This is a genomic window from Nonomuraea sp. NPDC003707 (assembly GCF_053587055.1).
On record NZ_JBSFNK010000024.1, the window covers coordinates 63,526 to 85,587 of the forward strand.

15 protein-coding genes are annotated in these 22,062 nt (G+C 71.0%); 9 read left to right on the plus strand and 6 right to left on the minus strand.

The window, feature by feature from the left end:
• The first annotated feature begins 13 nt into the window (after positions 1 to 13).
• Positions 14 to 859, plus strand: a complete 846-nt coding sequence (locus ACWDRB_RS43750; RefSeq protein WP_449904324.1) for an AfsR/SARP family transcriptional regulator — start codon at positions 14 to 16, stop codon at positions 857 to 859.
• On the opposite strand, the gene ACWDRB_RS43755 is transcribed toward ACWDRB_RS43750, so the two are convergent.
• Entirely contained in the window at positions 856 to 2,064 is a 1,209-nt protein-coding gene (locus ACWDRB_RS43755; protein ID WP_449904326.1) for a cytochrome P450, read from the minus strand. The two genes, ACWDRB_RS43750 and ACWDRB_RS43755, sit on opposite strands and share 4 nt — an antisense overlap.
• A gap of 152 nt (positions 2,065 to 2,216) precedes the next feature.
• Here ACWDRB_RS43755 and ACWDRB_RS43760 point away from each other — a divergent pair, with 152 nt between their 5' ends.
• The 7 genes from ACWDRB_RS43760 to ACWDRB_RS43790 are packed head-to-tail and all read left to right on the plus strand — an operon-like array spanning position 2,217 to position 14,995.
• Complete coding sequence (locus tag ACWDRB_RS43760) at positions 2,217 to 3,575, plus strand: MFS transporter (protein WP_449904328.1); 1,359 nt, start codon at positions 2,217 to 2,219, stop codon at positions 3,573 to 3,575.
• The gene (locus ACWDRB_RS43765) at positions 3,572 to 9,112 is read left to right on the plus strand and encodes an amino acid adenylation domain-containing protein (RefSeq protein ID WP_449904331.1); all 5,541 of its coding nucleotides are present in this window, start codon (positions 3,572 to 3,574) and stop codon (positions 9,110 to 9,112) included. The genes ACWDRB_RS43760 and ACWDRB_RS43765 overlap by 4 nt, the downstream gene beginning before the upstream one ends.
• A gap of 19 nt (positions 9,113 to 9,131) precedes the next feature.
• On the plus strand, positions 9,132 to 9,680 hold the full coding sequence (locus tag ACWDRB_RS43770) for a phosphopantetheine-binding protein (RefSeq protein WP_449904333.1): 549 nt from the start codon (positions 9,132 to 9,134) through the stop codon (positions 9,678 to 9,680).
• 22 nt (positions 9,681 to 9,702) lie between these two features.
• Complete coding sequence (locus tag ACWDRB_RS43775; RefSeq protein ID WP_449904336.1) at positions 9,703 to 12,351, plus strand: penicillin acylase family protein; 2,649 nt, start codon at positions 9,703 to 9,705, stop codon at positions 12,349 to 12,351.
• A gap of 6 nt (positions 12,352 to 12,357) precedes the next feature.
• Positions 12,358 to 13,494: a capreomycidine synthase gene (gene vioD / locus ACWDRB_RS43780; protein WP_449904339.1), complete on the plus strand. Its 1,137-nt coding sequence runs from the start codon at positions 12,358 to 12,360 to the stop codon at positions 13,492 to 13,494.
• The gene (locus ACWDRB_RS43785) at positions 13,491 to 14,339 is read left to right on the plus strand and encodes a metallophosphoesterase family protein (protein WP_449904342.1); all 849 of its coding nucleotides are present in this window, start codon (positions 13,491 to 13,493) and stop codon (positions 14,337 to 14,339) included. The genes vioD and ACWDRB_RS43785 overlap by 4 nt, the downstream gene beginning before the upstream one ends.
• On the plus strand, positions 14,336 to 14,995 hold the full coding sequence (locus ACWDRB_RS43790; protein WP_449904344.1) for a 4'-phosphopantetheinyl transferase family protein: 660 nt from the start codon (positions 14,336 to 14,338) through the stop codon (positions 14,993 to 14,995). The genes ACWDRB_RS43785 and ACWDRB_RS43790 overlap by 4 nt, the downstream gene beginning before the upstream one ends.
• A 95-nt stretch (positions 14,996 to 15,090) precedes the next feature.
• On the opposite strand, the gene ACWDRB_RS43795 is transcribed toward ACWDRB_RS43790, so the two are convergent.
• The 5 genes from ACWDRB_RS43795 to ACWDRB_RS43815 all read right to left on the minus strand — a co-directional run bounded on the left by ACWDRB_RS43795 (position 15,091) and on the right by ACWDRB_RS43815 (position 20,776).
• On the minus strand, positions 15,091 to 15,546 hold the full coding sequence (locus tag ACWDRB_RS43795; RefSeq protein WP_355205801.1) for a response regulator transcription factor: 456 nt from the start codon (positions 15,544 to 15,546) through the stop codon (positions 15,091 to 15,093).
• Between the two features lie 446 nt (positions 15,547 to 15,992).
• Positions 15,993 to 17,174 carry an aminotransferase gene (locus tag ACWDRB_RS43800; protein ID WP_449904347.1) on the minus strand — a complete coding sequence of 394 codons (1,182 nt, stop codon included), beginning with the start codon at positions 17,172 to 17,174 and terminating at the stop codon, positions 15,993 to 15,995.
• An 87-nt stretch (positions 17,175 to 17,261) separates the two neighbouring features.
• Positions 17,262 to 18,362: a branched-chain amino acid aminotransferase gene (locus ACWDRB_RS43805; protein WP_449904350.1), complete on the minus strand. Its 1,101-nt coding sequence runs from the start codon at positions 18,360 to 18,362 to the stop codon at positions 17,262 to 17,264.
• A gap of 10 nt (positions 18,363 to 18,372) precedes the next feature.
• Positions 18,373 to 19,587, minus strand: a complete 1,215-nt coding sequence (locus tag ACWDRB_RS43810; protein ID WP_449904352.1) for a cytochrome P450 — start codon at positions 19,585 to 19,587, stop codon at positions 18,373 to 18,375.
• Between the two features lie 52 nt (positions 19,588 to 19,639).
• Positions 19,640 to 20,776: a winged helix DNA-binding domain-containing protein gene (locus ACWDRB_RS43815; protein WP_449904355.1), complete on the minus strand. Its 1,137-nt coding sequence runs from the start codon at positions 20,774 to 20,776 to the stop codon at positions 19,640 to 19,642.
• A 149-nt stretch (positions 20,777 to 20,925) separates the two neighbouring features.
• Here ACWDRB_RS43815 and ACWDRB_RS43820 point away from each other — a divergent pair, with 149 nt between their 5' ends.
• Positions 20,926 to 22,059 (plus strand): aminotransferase class I/II-fold pyridoxal phosphate-dependent enzyme, encoded by a 1,134-nt coding sequence (locus ACWDRB_RS43820; protein WP_449904358.1) that lies wholly within the window; start codon positions 20,926 to 20,928, stop codon positions 22,057 to 22,059.
• Positions 22,060 to 22,062: the final 3 nt, after the last annotated feature.

Sequence of the window (22,062 nt, forward strand, 5' to 3'; positions counted from 1 at the left end):
ACGGGGAGAAGACGTGGAAGAACGCATCTCTGTCCGCACGTTCGGCACGTTCGAGCTGGCGTTCGACGGCCGCCCGGTGGGACGGTGGAAGGCGGGCAAGGCCCGCAACCTGCTGCAGTTCCTCCTCCTGCGGCACGGGCGGATCGTCTCGCGCGATGTGCTGTACGACGCGTTGTGGCCGGACGGCCCATGGCCCAAGGGCTCCAGCTCGCTCAAGGTCGCCGCGCACATGCTCAGGAAGGTCCTGGACGGGCAGCCGGAGGGCGGCCCGGGCCTGCGCCTGCTCACCCGCGAGTCCGGCTACCTCCTGGAGGCGGCCGGAGTGCCGCTCGACTTCGAGCTCTTCATCCGCCTGGCCGACGAGGCGCACGCGGCGCAACGGCGCGGCGGCCGGGCGGAGGCGGCGGCGCTCTACCTGCGGGCCGACGGGCTGTACGCGGGCGACTTCCTGCCGGACGAACCGTATGAGTGGGCGGTGGCGCAGCGGGAGTGGCTGCGCAGCAGGCTGCTGTGCGGCCTGACCTACCTGGCGGAGACGAACATCCTGCGCGGCGACCACGTCGGCGTCATCAGGTGGTGCCAGCGGATGCTGGAGGTGGAGCCGTTCCACGAGGAGGCGTTCCGGGCGCTGATGCTGGTCCACGGCCATCTCGGGCAGCTCGAGCAGGTGCAGCGCTGGTACCGGCTGTGCGACGTACGGCTGCGCCGGCACCTGCAGACGGCTCCGGACCTGGCCACCCGGCGGCTCTACGCCCGTGCGGCGCACGGCGCGTTCACCGGGCGGGCCATCGATCCCCGGCTGTGGCAGCACGAGCTGCAGCCGGACGGCCACACCTCGCTGCTGCGCTCGACCGCCTAGGCCGCCACCTCGATCGGCAGATGTTTGATGCCGAGCATGAAGTTCGAGGCCAGCCGTTCGATCTTCCCGCTCGGCGTGAAGCGCAGGCGGCGCCGTACCAGTTCCTCCACCAGCAGCGTGATCTCCATCCAGGCCGCGGACATGCCCACGCAGCGGTGGTTGGCGACGCCGAAGGCCAGGTGGTGGTTGGGGGCGCGGCCGAGGTCGAGCCGGTCGGCGTGGGGGAAGGCGCTCTCGTCGCGATTGGCGGAGGAGTTCCACAACGTCAGCGTCTGCCCGGCGGGTATCCGGATCCCGCGCAGGGTCACGTCCTTCGTGGCGGTCCTGCGCACGTAGGCGTTGGTCGAGGTCCACCGGAAGAACTCGTCCACCGCCGTGCGGACCAGGCTCGGGTCGTCGTGCAGGCGGCGTTCCTCCTCCGGGTGGCCGATCAGCGTCTCGACGATCGCCGAGGCGGTGAACGGGGTGGTCTCGTTGCCGCCGACGGCCACGTTGAGCGCGTTGTAGAGGATCTGGCTCTCGGTCAGGCCACGCCCGTTCGTCTCGGCGGCGAGCAGGATGCTGACCAGGTCCTCGCCGGGCTCGGCCCGGCGCCGGTCGAGCAGCTCGGTGAGGAAGTCGAAGATCTCCACCTGGGCGCCGACCAGGGTCAGGGCCTCGCCGCTGTCCCTGACGTACTCCTCGTCGCGGAAGCCGATCATCGTGCGGGTGAGGTGGAGAAGGTGGAGCGCGTCGGCGCGGCCGATCCCGAACATCGCGGCGAGGAGACCGGCGGGCAGCGTGGGGGCGACATCGGTGGCGAAGTCGCCGCCGCCGTCGGCGGTGAGGCGGTCGAGCGCGTCGGTGAGGTACGCGCGCACGTGCTCGGCGGCCGCGTGCATCATCCGCCTGTCGAACGCCTTGTGCACGTGGTGGCGCAGCAGCCGGTGCTCGGGCGGGTCGGAGCAGATGAGCATCTGCCCGGTCGCGGTGTCGGTCGCGCTGCGGAACGAGCCGCCGAGCACGGTGCCGTCCTTGGAGGAGAACGCCGCCGGGTCCCGGTAGACCGCGCTCACGTCCGCGTACGTGGTCAGGGCCCAGTAGCCGCCGTCGGCGGTGGCGTTCCAGTAGACCGGCGCGTGCTCGCGCAGCCACGCCCAGGCGGCGTACGGATCGCCGGACACGAACAGGTCGAGATCATCGAGGTCGATGAGCGCTGTCGCCATGGCGGCGAGGGTAGGCGGCGGCGGTTGGCCACCGGTTACGCGCGCCGGAAAGCGACGGGTGTGTCCCCTGAAGTGGGGAGGTGATGGCGGCTGCCGTATCCACGAGCATGGGCGCGTGCGACGGCCATCGACGGCGGACGGAGCGATCGCTCATGCGTAGGTTCACCACACTCTGGGTGGGTTATCTGGTCTCGGTGCTCGGCTCCTCGCTCACCAGCCTCGCGCTCGGTGTGTGGGTGTTCCAGCGGACGGGCTCGGCCACCCAGTACGGGCTGATCATCGTCATGAGCTTCCTGCCGGGCATCCTGGCGACGCCGGTCGCCGGGGCGCTCGTGGACCGCTGGAGCCGGCGCGGCATCCTGGGTGTGAGCAACGCGCTGTCCGCGGTCACGATCTTCGCGCTGGCGGCGTTGTTCCTGAGCGGGACGCTCCAGCCGTGGCACATCTTCATCGTCGTCGGCATCCAGTCGCTCCTGCGCGCGCTGACGGCGCCCACCATGAACTCCATCGTCATCCTGCTCGTGCCGAAGGAGCAGGTCGGCCGCGCGAACGGGATGGTGCTCCTGGCCCAGGCCCTCGGCGGAACCCTGGGCTTCGCCGCGGGCGGCGTGCTGCTGATGGGCGTCGGGCTCGGCGGCGTCCTCCTGATCGACTGCGCCTCCTTCGTCGTCAACATGCTGGCCGTGCTGCTCGTCTCCATCCCGCACCGGCGCAGGTCCGAGAGGGGTTCGACGGGCGGGGACGGCCTCGGCGCCGAGATCCGGCAGGGCTGGCGCTACCTGTCGGCCCGCCGCGGCCTGCTGGCGCTCGTCGTCCTGTACGGCACGGTCGGCGTCGCGGTCGCCCCCGCCGACGTGCTGATCACGCCGGTGGTCCTCTCCTACTCCTCTGCCGAAGCACTCGGCGTGGTGCTGGCGGCCGCGGGAGTCGGCGCCGTGGTGGGCAGTCTGGTGCTGGCCGCCTGGGGCGGGCCGCGCCGCCGCATCCACGCGCTGGCCGGCCTCACGCTGCCGATCGGCGGGTTCATGTGCCTGGGAGTGGTACGGCCCAGCGTCGTCCTGATCATGATCGCGGCCTTCGGCTACTCGTTGTTCTCCACGATCGTCGACGGCACGGCCAGGGGCATCCTCCAGGTCGAGGTCGAGCCGGACATCCAGGGCCGGGTGTTCGCCCTGTTCAACATGGTCGCCAACACCGTCCAGTGTGTGGCCTTCGCGCTCGCCGGTCCGCTGGCCGACCAGGTCTTCGAGCCGCTGCTGCGGAACGGCGGGCCGCTCACCGGCTCGGTGGGGACGTTCTTCGGGGTGGGCCCGGGCCGGGGGACCGCCCTGCTCATCCTGTTCTGCGGCCTGGCCGTGATCGTGACGGCGCTGGTCGCCTACCGGCAGCCTGACCTGCGTGCCCTGCCCGACCGGCCCACCGGCGGCGCGAAGAAGGCGGCGGCGAAAGACGAGCCCGATCCACCGGCAATGGCTCTTGCGCGGGAACGCGCGGATGGGGAGACCTCATGACCGACCTGCAAAGCCGGATCGCAGCTCTCTCACCGGAGCAGAGGGCGAAGTTGGAGTCACGGGTCGCGGACCTGCTGGCGACCCGCGAGCCCGCCCGCGAGGAGCGGATCCGGCCACGCGATCGTTCCCTCCCCACCCCGCTGGGCATCGCGCAGCAGCGGGAATGGGCCATCGAGCGGCTCCGGTCGGCCAACAACATCAACAGCGCCTTCCGCATCGAGGGCAGGCTCGACCTCGGCCTGCTCGGCAGCGTGCTGACGGAGGTCGTCGATCGTCACGAGGTGCTGCGCTCCACGGTGGAGCTCCAGGATGACGGCACGCCTGTGCAGGTCGTCCATCCCACCGGTCCCGTGCCCACTCCCGTGGTGGACCTGACGCACGTCGCGCCCCAGGACCAGCGCGCGGCGGTGCGGCGGCACTGCAAGGCCGAGATCATGCGTCCCTTCGACCCCCGCGACCCGCACCGGTTGCGGGTCACGCTGCTGCGCCTGGCCGAGGACCTGCACGTCGTGCTGTTCACCACCGACCACGCCGCCTCGGACGCGTGGTCGTTGTCGATCATCGTGCGCGAGCTCGTCACCCTGTACGGCTTGAGCAAGAACGGCGGCGGCACGCTGCCCGCCCCCGGCATCCAGTTCGGCGACTTCGCCGCCTGGCAACGCGAGCAGTTCGACGACCAGAGGGTGGCCGCCGAGCTGGAGCACTGGCGGCGGACGCTCGACGGCATCGAGACGCCGCCCGAGCTGCCCGCCGACCGGCCGTATCCGGCGCGGCCGTCGTTCGCCGGCGACGTCCACATCGTGAACCTGCCGGCGGAGCTCACCGCCGCGCTCGGCGCGTTCAGCGAACGCGAGAACGCCCCGCTGGTCTCCATCCTGCTGGCAGGGTGTTCCATCCTCCTCCATCACTACCTCGAACAGGACGACCTGGTCGTCGGCTCACTGGTGTCCGGCCGCAACCGGCTGGAGACCGAGCAGGTCATCGGCTGCTTCGCCAACCCGGTCCCGCTGCGCGTGCGGCTGACCGGCGAGCTCACGCTGCGCGAGGTCGTACGGAGGGCACGCGAGTCCATGGCCGTCGCCATGGACCACCAGGACGTGCCTTTCGAACGCGTGATCGAGCTTCTGGACCTGGGCCGGGAGGCGTCGCAGACCTCGCTGAGCCGGTTGTGGATCAACGTCCTCACCGTGCCCGGCGAGACCCTGGAGGTTCCCGACCTGCGGATCAAGCCGGAGCCGATCGACCTCGGGCTGGTGTCGGTCGACCTCACCCTATCGGCCATCCCGAGCCCCGAGTCGCTGCAGCTCCAGTGGCACTACATGACCGAGCTGTTCGACAGGGAGACCATCGTCCTGCTGGCCGGGCAGTTCGAGGAGATCCTGCGGCAGCTCGTCACCGTGCCCGACGCGGCGGTGCGGCAGCTGACGCTGATCGCCGCCCCGGTGGCACCCGTCCGGCCGCAGACCTCGGACGCCGGCTTCGTCGAGTTGTTCCAGCGCCGGGTCACGCTCGCGCCGAACGCGCCCGCCGTCGTCTGCGACGGGGTCGCGACCAGCTACGGCGACCTCAACCGGGCCGCCAACCGGCTGGCGCGGGAGTTGCGGGCCAGGGGTGTGGGCCGGGAGACTCCCGTCGCCATCCTGGTGGAGCGTTCCCCTGAGCTGGCCGTGGCGATCCTCGGCGTGCTCAAGGCCGGTGGCGTCTATGTCCCCGTCGACCCGTCGTATCCGCCCGAGCGCATCTCCTTCATGCTCGCCGACGCGGGTGCGAAGGTCCTGATCACACAGGTGCGGCTCGCGCCGCTCGTGACCGACCCGCCCGCCGCAACCGTCCTCCTCGACGGCCCCGCGACCGGCGAACACGCCGACCACGACCTGGACGGCCCGCCGGATCTCGCCTCGCTGGCCTACGTCGTCTACACCTCGGGCTCGACCGGGCGGCCCAAGGGCGCCATGATCGACCACGGCTCGCTGGTGACGTTCGCCCGCGACATCATGGAGCGCCTCGGGCTCGGCGCCGGCGACAGGTTCCTGCAGTTCGCCTCGCCGAGCTTCGACGTGCTGGTGGAGGAACTGTTCCCGATCTGGCTGGCCGGCGGCGCGGTGGTCATCCCGACCCAGCACCTGATCAGCGGCGAGGCCGACCTGGTGGATCTCGTCGAACGCGAGCGGCTCACCGTGATGGAGCTGCCGACCGCGTACTGGCACGAGTGGGTACGCGAACTCGACCGGCTGGGCCGGATGCTCCCGAGCTGCCTGCGCCTGGTGATCATCGGCGGGGAGCGGGTCCTGCCCGAACGGCTGGCCATGTGGCCGCGGCTCGGCGTGCCGCTGATGCACGTCTACGGGCTGACGGAGACCACGGTCAGTTCGACCTTCTTCCGCCTCGACCCGGGCGAGAGCTTCGCCTGGCCGAACCTGCCGATCGGCACCCCGATCCCGTCGGCCGACCTGCGCATCCTCAACAGCAGACTCGCGCCGGTGCCGACGGGCGGCGTCGGCGAGCTGTACATAGGCGGGGTCAGCCTGGCCCGCGGTTACCTCGGCCGCCCCGGCCTGACCGCGCAACGCTTCGTCGCCGACCCCGCGCACCCCGGCGAGCGCCTCTACCGCACCGGCGACCTGGTCCGCCGGCGCCCCGACGGGAACCTCGAGTTCGTCTCCCGAGTCGACACGCAGATCAAGATCCGCGGCTTCCGGGTGGAGCCCGCGGAGATCGAGTCGGTGCTCAGCGGGCATCCGCAGGTCGGCGAGTCCGTCGTGGCCCTCTACGAGCCCGTGCCCGGCGACCGCCGCCTGATCGCCTACTTCGTCCCGGCACGCGCGGAGGACGCGCCGACCCTCACCGAGCTGCGCCGCTACCTCGAACGCGGACTGCCCGCGTACATGGTGCCCTCGACGCTCGTGGAGCTCGACGCGCTTCCCCTCAGCGCCAACGGCAAGCTCGACCGCAAGCGCCTGCCCGCGCCGGACGGCGGCAGGCCCGAACTGATCGAGGACTACGTCGCGCCGAGCACGCCGCTGCAGCGGAGGCTGGCCGACATCGTGGCCACGGTCGTCGGCGTGGACAAGGTCGGCATCTACGACAACTTCTTCGAGCTCGGCGGCGACTCCATCCAGGCCATCCAGGTCGTGGCCAGAGCCCAGGAGGACGGGATCGGGCTGTCGCCACTCGACTTCTTCGAGCAGCCGACGATCGCGCTGCTGGCGCAGGCGGCCACGGACGCCAGCCCGGACCGGATCGTCCGGCCACGGCCGCCGGACGCCGAGCCGGTGCTCTCCTTCGACCAGGAACGCCTGTGGCTGGAACACCAGCTTCGGCCCAAGACCGCCTACCACGTCGGCGGCCGCTACCGCCTCGCCGGCCCGCTCCGGGTGGACGTGCTGGAGGCCAGCATCCGCGCGATCGTGGCGCGTCACGAGGTGCTGCGCACCACGTTCCCCATCGTGGACGGCCGGCCGGTGCCCGTGGTCGGCGAGGTGGGCGACTGGCGGCTCGACGTGGTGGACCTCTCCGCGGCCGAGGACGGCTTCGAGATCGGCAAGCGCATGCTGGACGAGCAGTTCAGCGCCGCCTTCGACCTGGCCGAGGGCCCGCTGTTCAAGTGCACGCTGGTCCGGCTGAGCGACACCGAGCACCTGCTCAACATCACCTCGCACCACGTCGTCTCGGACAACTGGTCGATCGGCCTGTTCGGGCGGGAGCTGCTGGCGCTGTACGAGTCGGGCGGGGACCTGGCGCGGGCGGGCCTGCCCGACCTCCCCGTCCAGTACCGCGACTTCGCCGTCTGGCAGCGCGAACGCCTGACCGGGGACGCGCTCGCGGAAAAGGTCGAGTACTGGCGCGGCCACCTGGCCGGAGCGCCGCCCGCGATCACCATGCCGAACGCGCCGCTGAACCTCGGAGCCGGGGGCGGGCGCAGCATGCTGAAGATGACCGACGAGCAGACGGTCGCGCTGCACGAGCTGTGCCGCCGCCTCGGCGTCACTCCGTTCATGCTGGTGCTGGCCTGCCTGGCGACGGTGCTGCGGCGCTGGTCCGGCCAGTCCGACATCGTGATCGGGACCTCCGTGAGCGGTCGGACCGACGTCGCGCTGGAGAACCTGATCGGCTGCTTCATCAACACCATGCCGCTCCACCTCGACCTGTCGGGCGACCCGGACTTCACCGAGCTGCTGCGGCGGGCCCGCCAGGTGTCGGTGGACGGCTACACGCACTCGGACACGCCGTTCGACGTGCTGGTGAAGGAACTGCAGGTGCCCCGCGACCCGCGCAGGACGCCGATTTTCCAGGTGGTCCTGAACGTGTTCGACCTGCCGCCGATCCGGCGCATCGGCGACGTCGGCCTCGAGGTGATGCCGCTGCCGGAGCTGTTGAGCAGCTTCGACCTCGTCTTCACCGCGCTGGAGGCGTTCGGGGCCTTCCAGCTCCGGCTGGAGTACGACGCCGAACGGTACCAGGCGCCGATGATGGACGCGCTGCTGGAGCACCTGCGCACGATGCTCAACGCGGTGGTACGCGATTCGGGCAAGGGGATCCTCGACTATCCGCTGGAGGAGGCGGCCGAGGTCACGCCCGGCGAGCGGATGCTTCCCGCGCCGCACCTGGCGGTGGCACGGCAGGGCCGTACCTCTGACCAGGTCGCGGTGGCGGACCGGGACGGCGAGTGGAGCTACGGATGGCTCGCCGCGGCGGCCGAGCACTTCGCGCGGGCGCTTCCCGACGCGGAAAGGATCAGCATCGTCAGGCGGCCCACGGCGGCGTTCGTGGCGGCGGTCCTCGGATGCGTGCGGGCGGGAGCGGCGTTCGGCGTGGACGCGGCCGGCACGCAGGGCCCGGCGGTGCTCGACGTGAGTGAAGGCCCGCTCGACCTCGGCGAACTCGGCGGCGCTGCCGAGGGTGTTGGCGACCTTACGGCGGCGGACCGGCGGGACTGGGCGGTCGAGCGGTTCGGGCTCCGCGGTGACGACCGGTTCGCGGCGGTGTCGAGCAGCCCCGCCCATCTGGTGTCGGCGATGACGAGCGCGTTCCACGCCGGAGCGACGCTGGTCGTGCCGGACCGCTCGTTCACCGGGGACCTCGACGGCCTCGTGGCATGGCTGAAGGAGAACTCGATCAGCGTCGCCTACGTCGACGCGCCGCTCCTGCGCACCATCGCCGCGGGCGGGAACCTGACGGAGCTGCCGGGGTTGCGGTGCGTGTTCGTGGACAACTCGGGCGAGCTCATCTCCCACGACCTGGACGCGCTGCGGCGGCTGTCGCCGGACTGTCGGTACGTGGCGGTCTACCGGATGGGCCTCGACGGGCGGCCGCTGGCCGCGTACGCGGTGCCGCACGACTGGCAGCTCGACGCGGCGCCGCTGCGGGTGCCGCTCGGCGCGCCGCTCGACGACCTGCCCGCGCGGTTGCTGCACCCGTCGGGACAGCCGGCCGCGACCGGCGAGGTCGCCGAGATCTGCTTCGGCGAATACCACACCAGCGACCTGGGCCGCCGCTGGGCGGACGGGACGCTGGAGTTCGTCGGCAAGCTCCGCTGAGGAAGGGACCGGAAACACCGTGGTGAACCACACCGACCCGCAGGTGGACACCGTCGAGACCCTGGCCGCCCTGCGCCGCGTTCCTGACGTGCGCGGCGCGGTGGTGACCGGATACGTCGGCGTGGACGGCCGGACGATGCTGCTCGGCTACGTCACCGGCCCGGACCCGGCGGTCGGCACGATCCGGATCCGGCAGCACCTCAGCAGCAGGCTGCCCGGCTATTTGATCCCGGACCACCTGTTCGTGCTGGACGCGCTGCCGCTGACCCCGGAGGGCGACTACGACCTGAGCGCGCTGCCGACGCCGGAGGCGGACCTAGGCCCGGCCGACGCGCACGTGGCGCCGCGCACGCCGGTGGAGCGGCGCCTGGCGGAGATCTTCCAGGAGCTCCTCGGCGTCAGCGACGTCGGCGTCCACGACGACTTCTTCGCGCTCGGCGGCTCCTCCATCGTGGCGACCCGGCTGGCCGCCCAGGTCCGCGAGGTGTTCGCGGTGGAGGTGTCGCTGGTGGACGTGCTCGCGGCCTCGACCGTCGACGAGCTGGCGCGGCTCGTGGACGAGGCATGACGAGCTCTCAGGGCAGGTGCGCATGATCCCCGATGAGACCCGGCCGGCTGCCCGTCCCGATCTGCCGGAACCCGGCGGCCCCGTCCCGCGCCGTCGCCGCCGGTGGTGGAGGGTGGTGCGGTGGACGGGCGCCGTGGTCGTGGTGCTCGCGCTGGTGGCGTCCGGGCTGGCGGTGTGGTCGGTGCGGCGCGGCTTCCCCCAGTACGACGGGACATTGTCCTTGCCCGGCCTGACCGCGCCGGTGAAGGTCTTCCGGGACTCGTACGGCGTCGCCCAGATCTATGCGGGCTCGGCCACGGACCTGCTCCAGGCCCAGGGCTACGTCACCGCCCAGGACCGCTTCTGGGAGATGGACTACCGGCGGCACCTGACCTCGGGCCGCCTGGCGGAGTTGCTGGGCCCTCCGCTCGTGCGCACCGACGCCTTCCTGCGCACGCTCGGCTGGCGGCGGACCGCGGAGCGGGAATGGCAGCGGATCTCACCCGAGGCGAGAAGCTACCTGCGCGCCTACGCCGACGGCGTCAACGCCTGGATCGCCGCGAACGGCGCCGCCGCGGCCTCCGGAGCGAAAAGCCTGGAGTACACCGTCCTCGGCCTGCAGAACCCCGGCTACACGGTGGAGCCGTGGGACCCGGTGGACTCCCTGGCCTGGTTGAAGGCGCTGGCGTGGGAGCTGCTGGGCAACATGGACGCCGAGATCGACCGCTCGCTGCTGCTGGCCCAGGGCCTGAGCAGGCGCCAGATCGAGCAGCTCTACCCGCCCTACCCGTACGCGAGGAACCGCCCCATCGTGGACACGCCGGGCACCCCGTCCCGGCCGGTTCCCGCCCGCGTGTGGCGGGAGGCGGCCCCCGCGCTCGACGCGCTGCGCTCACTCCCGCTCCGCGCGGGCGGGGATACAGCGGGCATCGGCTCGAACTCCTGGGTGGTGAGCGGCGCGCTGACGGCGTCGGGCAAGCCGCTGCTGGCCAACGACCCGCATCTGGCGGCGTCGTTGCCGGGGACGTGGTACCAGATCGGGCTCCGGTGCTCCTGCGCGTACAACGTGCAGGGTTTCACGATGCCCGGCCTGCCCGGCGTGGTCACGGGACGCAACGAGCGGATCGCCTGGGGGCTGACCAACCTGCCAGCCGACGTGTCCGACCTGTACCTGGAGAAAGTCGAAGGTGAGCGGTACTTCGACGGCAAGGCGTGGCGCGCGCTCGACTCGCGGCAGGAGGTCATCAAAGTCGCGGGCGGCGAGCCGGTGACGATCACCGTGCGCGCCACGCGGCACGGTCCCCTGCTGTCGGACCGGCGGGCGGACATGCTCGGGGTGGCGGCCCGGCCTCCCCTGGACCCGTCGGGCGGACCGCTGCCGAGCCTGACGCCGGGGCCGCTGCCCAGCCTGGACACCGGCGAGCCCGGGGTGCCCGCGCCGGCGGCGGCGGAGCCGTACGCGGTGGCGCTGCGCTGGACGGCGTCCGAGCCCGGCCGGACGATGGACGCGCTCTTCGGCATCAACAAGGCGGCGAACTGGACGGAGTTCCGGGCGGCGGCGGCGCTCTTCGACGAGCCCGCGCAGAACCTGGTCTACGCCGACGTGGACGGCCACATCGGCTACCAGGCCCCGGGCCGCATCCCGGTCCGCGGCAAGGGTGACGGATCCTGGCCGGTCCCGGGCTGGGACCCCGCTTACGACTGGACGGGCTTCATCCCGTTCGCCGAGCTGCCGACGCTGTCCGACCCGCCCGGCGGCGTCATCGTGACCGCCAACCAGGCGGTGGCCGGGCCGTCCTACCAGCACGTCATCACCACCGACTGGACGTACGGCTACCGCGGCCGCCGCATCCTCGACCTGATCGCCGAACGCACGGCGCGCGGGAAGATCGGCGTGGCGGACATGCGGCGGATGCAGTCCGACAACCTCAATGGCGGCGCCGCCGCCGTGGTGCCCGCGCTGCTGGCCGTTCCCCTGAACGACGGCGCCTCCGCCAAGGCGCGGAACCTGCTGAAGGGCTGGGACTTCCAGCAGAGCACCGACTCGGCCGCGGCGGCCTTCTACAACGCGACCTGGCGGAGCCTGCTCGCGCGGACCTTCGACGAACTGCCGCAGGACCGCAAGGCCGGCAACGGCGACCGCTGGTGGGAGGTCGTGGCCGCGCTGCTGAAGTCGCCCGGGTCGCCGTGGTGGGACGACCGGCGCACCGGCAAGAGGGAGTCGATGGCCGACATCCTCGCCGCCGCCATGGACGAGGCCACCACCGAGCTCACCGCGCGGCTCGGCCCCGACCCGGCCGCCTGGCGCTGGGGCGACCTGCACACGCTGACGTTGCGGGGCTACGGGCCGGGCCAGTCCGGCATCGCGCCGGTGGAGTGGCTGTTCAACCGCGGCCCGGTGCCGATCGCGGGCGGCGGCGACGCGGTCAACTCCACGAGCTGGTCGGCCGCGGGCGGGTACGACGACGTCGTCTTCGTGCCCACGATGCGAATGATCGTCGACCTGTCCGATCCGGATGGGTCGCGATGGGTCCTGCTGGCCGGCACCTCCGGGCACGCCTTCCATCCCCACTTCGACGACCAGCTGGAGCTCTGGCGTACGGGACAGGACACCCCCATGCGCTGGAGGAGGAAGAGCATCGAGGCGGCGGCAGAGCACGTCCTCACCTTCGCACCGACCGGTAAAGGATGACCGTTCATGAAGCTCGCGATCGCGAAACTCGAAGAGTGGATGCGCCTCTACTACCACAACGTCGACCACGACATCGGCAGCAGCGGCGTGCGTGACCTGACCATCGACGAGCTGAGGACGATCTGCGGGTTCGACCTGTCCGAGCTCGGCTCGATGATCTTTCATGACAGCGAGTGCTTCGGCGGCGGCGCGTTGCGGGCGGCGCTGGCCGACCGGTGGACGGGTGGCGACGTGGACGGCGTGATGGTCACCCACGGCTCCAGCGAGGCGATCTACATCGTCATGCACACGCTGCTGGACCCGGGGGACGAGGTGATCGTGGTCGATCCCGCCTACCAGCAGTTGTACGACATCGCCGCCGGGATGGGCTGCCGGATCACCCCGTGGCCGCTGCGCGCGCAGGAGGGCTTCTCCGCCGACCTGCCGCTGCTGCGGAAGCTGGCTTCCAACGGGCCGAAGATGATCGTGGTCAACTTCCCGCACAACCCGACCGGCGTCTCCATCACGCGCGAGCAACAGCAGGAGCTGATCGACATCGCCGCCGAGGCCGGCGCCTGGCTGGTGTGGGACCACGCCTTCGGCGAGCTGACGTACACGGCCGACCCGCTCCCGCTGCCCTTCGGCCGCTACGACAAGTGCATCACGTTCGGCACGTTCTCCAAGAGCTACGGGCTGGCCGGGCTCCGGGTCGGCTGGTGCCTCGCACCGCCCGAGCTGCTGTCCCGGATGGCGGTGCTGCGCGACTACATCGCGTTGTACGTCTCGCCGGTCCTGGAGTTCTTCGCCGAGAAGGCGGTCAGGAACGCCGATCGGATCGTCGCGATGCAGCGCGAGCACGCGCACGGCAACCTGCGGTTGCTGCGCGACTGGGCGGCGGAGCTCCCGGACCTGGTGCGGGTGAACCCGCCCGACGGCGGCGTGACCGCGTTCGTGGAGTTCCCCGGCCACCCCGACGCCACCGCCGTGTGCCGCCGGCTGGCCGAGCGGGACAGGGTGCTGCTGGTGCCCGGCGAGTGTTTCGGCGACGCCTTCACCGGCTACGCGCGGCTGGGCTTCGGCGGCACCACCGCGGAGCTGACGGCCGGGCTGTCGAGCGTACGGCGGGCGCTGCTCGAAGGCGTGCCGGTCTCGGGGGCGCGGTGAGCGGCCCCAGGCTCCTGGCGGTCAGCGACCTCCACGTCGGCCACAGGGACAACCGCAGGCTGCTCCTCGACCTGGAGCCCGGGTCCCCGGGCGACTGGCTGATCGTGGCCGGGGACGTCGCGGAGCGGCCCGGCGAGATCGAGTGGGCGCTTCGGCTGCTCACCGAGAGGTTCGCCAAGGTGATCTGGACGCCGGGCAACCACGAGCTGTGGACGCTGCCCGGCGACGTGTACGGCCCGCGTGGCGAGGACCGTTACCGGAGCCTGGTCGAGATGTGCCGCCGGCTGGGCGTCGTCACCCCCGAGGATCCCTACCCGATCTGGACGGGGCCCGGCGGGCCGGTGACGGTGGTGCCCATGTTCCTGCTGTACGACTACAGCTTCCTGCCCGAGGGGACGACGACCAAGGAGGAGGCGCTCGCGCGGGCGTACGAGTCCGGTGTCGTCTGCACGGACGAGCTGCTGCTTCACCCCGACCCGTACGTGAGCCGCGAAGCCTGGTGCGAGGCGCGCGTCAAGGAGACGGAGGAGCGCCTGGCCGAGCTCGGACCCGGGGTCCGCACGGTGCTGGTGAACCACTTCCCGCTGGTGCGCGATCCCACGCGGGTCCTGCGTCACCAGCTGTTCGCGCAGTGGTGCGGCACGTGGCGCACCGCGGACTGGCACCTGCGCTTCAACGCCGCCGCGGTCGTCTACGGCCACCTGCACATCCGCAGGACCACCTGGCACGACGGCGTGCCGCACATCGAGGTATCCGTGGGCTATCCGCGGGAGTGGTCCAGGCGCGGCGGGGTCAACGGCACCGGGCCGCGCCAGGTGCTGCCCCTTCCCGTCGAGCCGTCGTGATCGAGCGGCTGCTCCCGCCCGCCGTGGCGGCGGCCGAGGCGTACGGCGACGCGCCGGGGGTGCCGCTGCACCCGGAGGAGGTGGTCTGCGTGACGCGGGCGCTGCGCGGCCGCCGCCAGGAGTTCGCGACCGGGCGCCACCTGGCCCGGTCCGGCCTCGTCCGGCTCGGGTTGCCGCCGGTCGGCATCCCCAGGGGTGAGCGGGGCGCGCCGCGCTGGCCGGAGGGGGTGGTGGGCAGCATCACGCACTGCGCCGGCTACCGGGCCGCCGCGGTGGCGCGAACCGACGACCTGCTCGCGCTCGGCATCGACGCCGAGCCGCATGGGCCGCTGCCTTCCGAGGTGCTGAAGCTCGTGGCCACGCCGGCGGAGGGCGCCAGGCTCGAAAGGCTGGCCGGCGGCGACCCGCGGATCGCCTGGGACCGGGTGCTGTTCAGCGCGAAGGAGTCGGTGTACAAGGCGTGGTATCCGCTGGCCGGGTCGTTCCTCGACTTCGACGCCGTGGAGGTGGTGTTCGAGGAGGCCACGGCGTCCTTCGCGGCTCGCCTGCTGGTGCCGGGGCCTTTCGTGGCCGGTGAGCGGCTGCGGGAGCTCACGGGGCGCTTCGCCGTGCAGGGTGGGCTGGTGGTCACCACGGTCACCATTGACGCGGCCTGACGGGAAGTTCCCCGTCAGGCCGCGTGGTGCGCTCACTTCCGGAGCGCCGAGCTGTCGTGGACCGCCGCGAGGTTCTTCACGTGGCCGTTCTCGGCTCATCCGTTCTCGCTACCGACCAGACGGCCCAGCAGGGCCGCACGGGTGAGCTCGGCCTTGTTGCCCACGCCGAGCTTGGTCCTGATCCGTTTGACGTAGGTGTCGACCGTGTGAGGGCTGATGCCGAGCCGCGTGGCGATCTGCCCGTGCGTCAGGCCCCTGGAGATCTGGCGGAGCACCTGTTCCTCCCGCTCGGAGAGGTGGTAGCCGGGCGCCTCGTGGCGTTCGAGCATGGGCCGTACTTCGCACTCGACGGGAACGAAGCGGGAGCCGGACGCCACGGCCCGCACCGCCGAGACCACGCGCTCGGCCGTCGCCCGCTTGCCGATGACACCCGACGCTCCCGCGTGCAGGTAGCTGTCGGTGTCGTCCCCGTCGTTCAGAACCAGTACTTCGGTGCGCTTGGCGACTTCCCTGATGTAGGCGAGATTGTCGGACAGCGGCAGCGCGTCCACGTCGATTAACGCGGCGTCCGCTATCCAGGAGGGTTCTTCGTCGGGAGATGACCTCTCCGCGACCACCTGAATACCGGCACTTGTCAGAGCCTGGACGAGCCCAGCGAGGAAGATTGGCGAACTGATAAGGACGTCGATTCTGATCACGGGGCCCCCGTACATCCCGCCGGCCGGGCATCATCATGGATTTCCATTACAAGCGAGGAAATATACTTCTTGACTCGCTTTTCACCTTACCAGCCTTTTCTAAGCTGTTTTCTCGTCGATGTCAACCTCTCGGCGTGCCTATCGAATTTCACATCCAGTGATGATTCCGCGCCGTTCGGTAATTCTCGGAGTTGACCTAGAGCCGGCCCGATAAGGCCTATAGGCAGCGCCGCGGCGGAGATGATAAGGTCCGCCGCGGCCTGCACTTCTGGATGAATTCGGGATCTAGGTAAATGTGATCAATTCGCAGGTATGGTCATGTACGACATTCCCGCGGCAGTCAAGCGACCGGCGAAATCAGTGAACGATTCCTGATCCACATTGCTAAAACTTGCCCGCAGCATCCGACCATCTTCAGGGAGAAATGCCGTACCGGGAATGACGAGCGTGTCATACGTGATCGCCAGGTCCCGGACGACCTCCTCGGTGGGGCGCCCGGCGAACGGATGGCGTATCCACCCGTAAAAGCCCCCGGCGGAGACCAGCTCGAAGCCGCCCGGCCGCTCCGCCATCACGGCGGCGAAGCGCCGCCGCTTCTCCTCCATCTCGCGCGCCCGCGCGAGCTTCCACTCCTGAGCCAGCGTCAGGCCCGCCCAGGCGGCCTCCTGCCCGATGCGCGGCGCGCAGATCGCCACGCAGTCGAGCAGCTTCATCACCTCGCGGTTGAGCAGCGGCGAGGCGACCAGCGCCCCCACCCGGTAGCCGGGAATGGCGTAGTCCTTCGAGAAACTGTGCAGGCTCACCACCGTCTGCTCCCACCGGGGGTCGGACAGGAGCCGGTGCGCCGGTTCGGCGGTGTCGCGGAAGGAGCGGTAGGTCTCGTCGAGGATCAGCGCCAGATCATGCCGCCTGGCCACCTCCGCCAGGCGCTCGATCGCCTCGGGGCCGGCCGTCACCCCGCTGGGGTTGCCCGGAGTCACCAGGACGATCGCCCGGGTCCGCGGGGTGATCAGCGCCTCGGCCGTCTCCGGGCTCGGCAGGAGATCCGGGCCGGGCTCCAGGTAGACCGGCCGGATGCCGTTCAGGCGCAGCCACATGTCGTGGTTCGGGTAATACGGCACTGCCAGCACCACTTCGTCGCCCGCCTCCGCCAGCGCGGACACCACGAGGCAGAAGGCCTGGTTGCAGCCCGCCGTGATGACGATCTGCTCCGCGCGCACGTGGCTCAGATAACTTTGGGACAGGTCGGCGGCGAATGCCTCGCGCAGGTGCGGCAACCCGGCGATGTCGGTGTAGTCCCCGCCGTGGGGGTCTCGCGCGATGGCGGCGATGTGCTCGACCACGGCCGGAGCGGCCGGATAACACGGAGCCGCCTGAGAGAGGTCGAGCAGGTCGCGTTCCCTGCGGCGCTGATTTTCCAACTCGCGTGCCTCGCCGAACGGCGAGTCGATCTGGCGCACCGTCCTCGGACTCAGTCGCAAGTGAATGCTCCCTTCGTATGGCACTGAGCATCCCGAGCACCGCGTGACAACACCATTCCCTCCTTCAGGGGACATTGATCCCGTATATCAACAAACCTTGTGAATCCAGGCGAAAGGGTCGGGGGTGCGGCCGTACTGGATGTCCATGAGGCTCTGGCGCAACCTGAGCGTGACCGGCCCCACTCCGCCGTCGCCGACGAGCCAGTCACCCGAGGTGCTCCTGACCGCGCCGACCGGGATCACGGTGGCCGCCGTGCCGCAGGCGAACACCTCGACGAGCTCGCCGGACGCGCACTGCGCGCGCCACTGATCGACCGAGATCCGGCCCTCCTCGACGTCGATGCCGAGCGTGGGCGCGAGGTGGAGCAGCGAGTCGCGGGTCACCCCCGGCAGCAGCGTCCCGGTCAGCGCGGGCGTCATGATCCGGTGCCGCCCGTCCTCGGTGGCGTAGACGAAGAACAGGTTCATCCCGCCCATCTCCTCGACCCAGACGTGCTCGGCGGCGTCCAGCCAGACCACCTGGTCGCAGCCCCGCGCCACGGCCGATTGCTGGGCGGCGAGCGCGGGGGCGTAATTGCAGGCCGCCTTGACGTCGCCGGTGCCACCGGGAGCGGCGCGCGTGTAGTCCTCCGACAACCACACCGTGAGCGGTCTCGGCGTGCCTCCGCCGAGATAGCTCGCCGGGGAGGCGATGGCGCACAGCAGGTAGCTGCGCGAGGGCAGCGTGAAGCCGAGACCGCGCTGGGTCGCGATCACGAACGGGCGCAGGTAAAGGCTGTTGCCGTCGCCCGACGGCACCCAGTCCCGCTCCTGGGTGACCAGCAGCTCCAGCATCCTGATGAAGACGTCCTCGGGCAGCTCGGGCGCCGCCAGCCGGCGCGCCGTCCGGTTGAACCGGGCGGCGTTCCGCCACGGCCGGAACATCACGATCGCCCCGCTGTCCTGCCTGTACGCCTTCATCCCCTCGAAGAACGCCTGCGCGTAGTGGAAGACCACGGTCGCCGGATCGAGGCTCAGCGGCGCGTACGGCTCCACGCGGGCGTCATGCCAGCCCTGCTCGGTCGTCCAGCGCAGCGTGGCCATGTGGTCGGTGAAATGCTCGCCGAACCCCGGCGCGGCCAGCACGGCCTGCCGTTCCGCGGCCGGCACGGGGTGGTCGCTGGGACGGATCTCGAAAGAGATCGACATGGGGTGCTCCTCAGGCGGCGGGCGACGGTTTGGGGCGGAGGGTGAGCTCGGAGGGCAGCGAGGCGAACCCGCGCTGGTGCGGCGAGTGGACGCGCCGGGCGGCGGACAGGTCGAGGTCGTAGTCCGCCACCACCGCGCCGACCTCCTGCAGCACGACCGCGATCTCGAGCTGGGCCAGCGCCGCGCCGAGGCAGAAGTGCGGGCCGTGGCCGAAGGCGATGTGCCTGCTCGTGTCGCGGTCCAGGTCGAAGGTGTCCGGTTTGGGGAAGACCCGCCCGTCGCGGTTGGCGGAAGCGGGCAGCAACGCGATCCTGGCGCCTTCGGGCAGCCGGACGCCGTGGATGACGCTGTCCTCGGTGAGCGTCCTGCCCGTCATCTGGCTGGGCGAGTCGTAGCGGAGCGTCTCCGCCCCCCAGTCCGTGGCCCGCCCGTTCAGGCCCGCGCGGGCGACGTCGGGAAGGCGCCACCCGTGATACCAGGCGTTGCCGATCAGCTTGCCGGTCGAGTCGTTGCCCGCGCTGACGAGCAGGAAGAGGAAGGCCACGAGCTGCGAGTCGGTCAGAGGACTCCCGTCGACCCGCGCCTCGATCATCATCGAGGTGAGGTCGTCACCCGGCCGCCTGCGCCGCTGCGCGATCAGGTTCACGTAGTAGACGGCGAGGCGCAGCCCCGCGCCGATGGTCTCGCCCGACCTCTCGTCGGTGCCGTCCTCGCAGTGGTTGAGCAGGTCGTTGTCGGCGCGGATCCGGTCCCGGTCCGCCGCCGGTATGCCGACGACCTCGCACATGACGTCGTTCGGCACGGCTGCCGCGAAGTCCGCGAAGTCGAAGACCCCGCCGTCCCGTGCGGGCGCCAGCCGGGCCCGCGTCAGCTCCCGTATCCGGGGCTCCAGCGCCGCCACCCACCGGGGCTTGAACGCGTTGCCCAGCAGGCGGCGCATCGCACCGTGGTCGGGAGGGTCCATGGCGAGGAAGAAGCTGGTCTTGACCGCGGCCTGCCCCCACAGATCCGGCTCCAGGGAGATGCCGTTACGGCTGGAGAACAGCCCCGGGTTCCGCAGCGCGGGCAAGACGTCCTCGTAGCGGGACAGCGCCCAGAAGTCCCGCTCGGCGTTGTGGTAGAGCGGCGCGTGCTCGCGCATCCAGGCGAACACCGGATACGGGTCCTCGTGGATCCGGTACGAGAACGGGTCGTAGACGAGCTCACCCGGTGCCAGGTTGCGCATATTCGGAACGTACGGACATGTCGCCCGTGTCGCCTGTCACGCGAACCAGGGGCTACCCCGGAAGCAGCGTGGTCTCCAGGTCGGGAAGCTTCTCCCACCAGCGGTCGTAGCGGCGATACGGGTGCGGCTCGCGCCCGGCCAGCAGCGCCACCAGGGCCTTCGCCTCGGCCGCGAGCCCGTCCCACGCCTCGTCCGGCAACGGATGGAACGCCGCCGCCTCGATCCCTCCTTCGGCCGGCCGCCACACCCCGGCGACGTAGCCGTCGACGAGCAGCGTGGGCAGCACGTCGCCGTTGGCGCGGATGACGAGCTTGCGGTAGGCCGGCGGGAGCAGGCGGTCGCGCTCCACGTGCGCGAGCAGCGTGTTGTCCCACATGGCCATCAGCCGGGGCGGCGCCGGGACGTCCTCGGGCGGGCGGGAGGCGCCCCGCAGGTCCCACATCACCTTGCCGCCGGGGCCTTCGAACTGCTCGACCTCGCCGTCCATGGCACGCAGCGCGACCTTGACCCGGGCCTGCTGGACGAGCGCGAACTGCGCGACGTCCGCCACCGACGCCGGTCCGAACGCCTCCAGGTAACGCCGCGTGAGCACCCGCAGGGCCTCGGCCGAGGCGTCCAGGTCGAGCGTGGGCCGAGGTGAGGAGGCCACGCACGACACCCGCGTGGTGAACGACCACGACCCGCCGGTCGGCACCCGCAGCAGCGGCGTGTACGAGCGCAGGATCGCCCACACCCCCGCCGCCGACAGCTCGCCGAGGCGTGGCTCCAGCCAGTCCTTCATCTCCTCCACGGTCCGCGGCTCAGCGGCGAACTCCAGCAGGTCCCTGACCAGGATCCGCCCCGCCTCGACGGTGAGGCCGCGCGGCGTGAAGCGGCCGTTCAGATGGGTGGCGTACATGGTCGGCTCGATGGCGTCGCGGAAGGCCGGATAGTCGTCGACGTGCACGGCGTGCAGCGTCATCCGCATCATCGTCCCCCGCACGACCGTGTAGCTCGAGAAGGCGGCGTCGAGGTCGGCGAGGTCCAGGTCGGCGACGCGGTTCCACAGCGCGACATACGGCGAGGCCGCCTGCTGCGCCTGCAACGCCATCACGCGGCGCACCGCCTCGGCCACCTCCAGCGGCTCCCTCCGCAGCAGGAGCTGCCGATCGAGTGTGGCCCGGTTGAGTGCCCGCGCGGTGAGCTTCATGCCCGGATTCTCTCAGCCCCCGCCTCCCGGGCAGATCCCCCGGAGGTCCCCAGTAGAGGGGACAGGTGCGCGACCGTGGCTCGACCTAGGCTGCCGCTGCGGCGGCATATGCCGCGAAGCCCCATGTCATGCCGCTGGGAGGGCCACAGATGATCGAGGTTGGCAACCTCACCACGATGGAAGTCGACGCGCTGACCGACGTCGATGGCGGCCTCAACCTAACCGACGGTCACGCGAGGCTGGTCCTCTCCGAGCAGCAGGCGGCCATCGTCGCCCGGATCCCGGAGATGTTCGCCGAAGCGTCCCGCCGTCCATTCCCCGACATCGAACGAGAGGCGCACGCCACGTTCCTGAAGGCGATCGGGCAGCACAGCGCCCCGGTCGGCACCGGTCGCATCCTGAGCTGCTACTCCTCGACGCTCGCCACCGACATCGTGGCGCGGGCGCTGCCGTCCGGGTCGACCGTCGCCGTCCTGCACCCCACCTTCGACAACATCGCCGACCTGCTCGTCACCCGCGGGCTGAAGCTGGTGCCCCTGGCGGAGGAGGAGCTGCTCGACATGAGCTGGCCGGGGCCGCCGGTCAGCGCCATCGTGGTGACGCACCCGAACAACCCGACGGGGCTGGTCACCCCCGAAGGCCATCTGCGCTCGCTCGCCGAGCACGCCGTACGGCACGGCCAGATCATCATCGTGGACGCCAGCTTCCGCGGGCAGGTGCGCGACGCGCAGTACGACACCTACGCCGTCCTCGACGAGGCGGGCGCCGACTGGATCGTGATCGAGGACACCGGCAAGCTGTGGCCGACGCACGAACTCAAGATCGGGCTGCTGGCCTACAGCGCGCGGACGAAGCTGCCCATCGACCGGGCGTTCTCCGAGTCGCTGCTGTCCGCCTCGCCGGTGGTCCTGCTGCTCATCGCGAACCTCGCCGGCGACTGGGTGAACGGCGGTTACGAGCGCGCCCGCGACCTGGTGACGCGCAACCGGACGGTGCTCAGGGAGACGATCGGCGAGGTCGATCTGCGGCTGGCCGACCCCGCCTCGCAGATCAGCGTCGCGCGGATCGAGCTGCCTTCCCACGGGCCGGACTCGTCGCTGTTGTACAAGGACATGGTCGGGCGCGGGGTGCACGTGCTGCCGTGCGCGCCGTTCCACTGGGCCGACTCGGACAGCGGTCTCCGGTTCATCCGGGTGTCCCTGGCGCGCCCGTACGACACGGTGGAGTCGGCGGCGCGGACACTGGTCCAGTCGTACACGGAGATGTCCGCGCGAAAGCCGTGAACC

Bases quoted from the DNA above. Each gene is read 5' to 3' on its own strand.
- vioD (WP_449904339.1), top strand. From the start codon at position 12,358: ATGAAGCTCGCGATCGCGAAACTCGAAGAGTGGATGCGCCTCTACTAC.
- ACWDRB_RS43765 (WP_449904331.1), top strand. From the start codon at position 3,572: ATGACCGACCTGCAAAGCCGGATCGCAGCTCTCTCACCGGAGCAGAGG.
- ACWDRB_RS43760 (WP_449904328.1), top strand. From the start codon at position 2,217: ATGCGTAGGTTCACCACACTCTGGGTGGGTTATCTGGTCTCGGTGCTC.
- ACWDRB_RS43815 (WP_449904355.1), bottom strand. From the start codon at position 20,776: ATGAAGCTCACCGCGCGGGCACTCAACCGGGCCACACTCGATCGGCAG.
- ACWDRB_RS43755 (WP_449904326.1), bottom strand. From the start codon at position 2,064: ATGGCGACAGCGCTCATCGACCTCGATGATCTCGACCTGTTCGTGTCC.
- ACWDRB_RS43810 (WP_449904352.1), bottom strand. From the start codon at position 19,587: ATGCGCAACCTGGCACCGGGTGAGCTCGTCTACGACCCGTTCTCGTAC.
- ACWDRB_RS43805 (WP_449904350.1), bottom strand. From the start codon at position 18,362: ATGTCGATCTCTTTCGAGATCCGTCCCAGCGACCACCCCGTGCCGGCC.
- ACWDRB_RS43775 (WP_449904336.1), top strand. From the start codon at position 9,703: ATGATCCCCGATGAGACCCGGCCGGCTGCCCGTCCCGATCTGCCGGAA.
- ACWDRB_RS43820 (WP_449904358.1), top strand. From the start codon at position 20,926: ATGATCGAGGTTGGCAACCTCACCACGATGGAAGTCGACGCGCTGACC.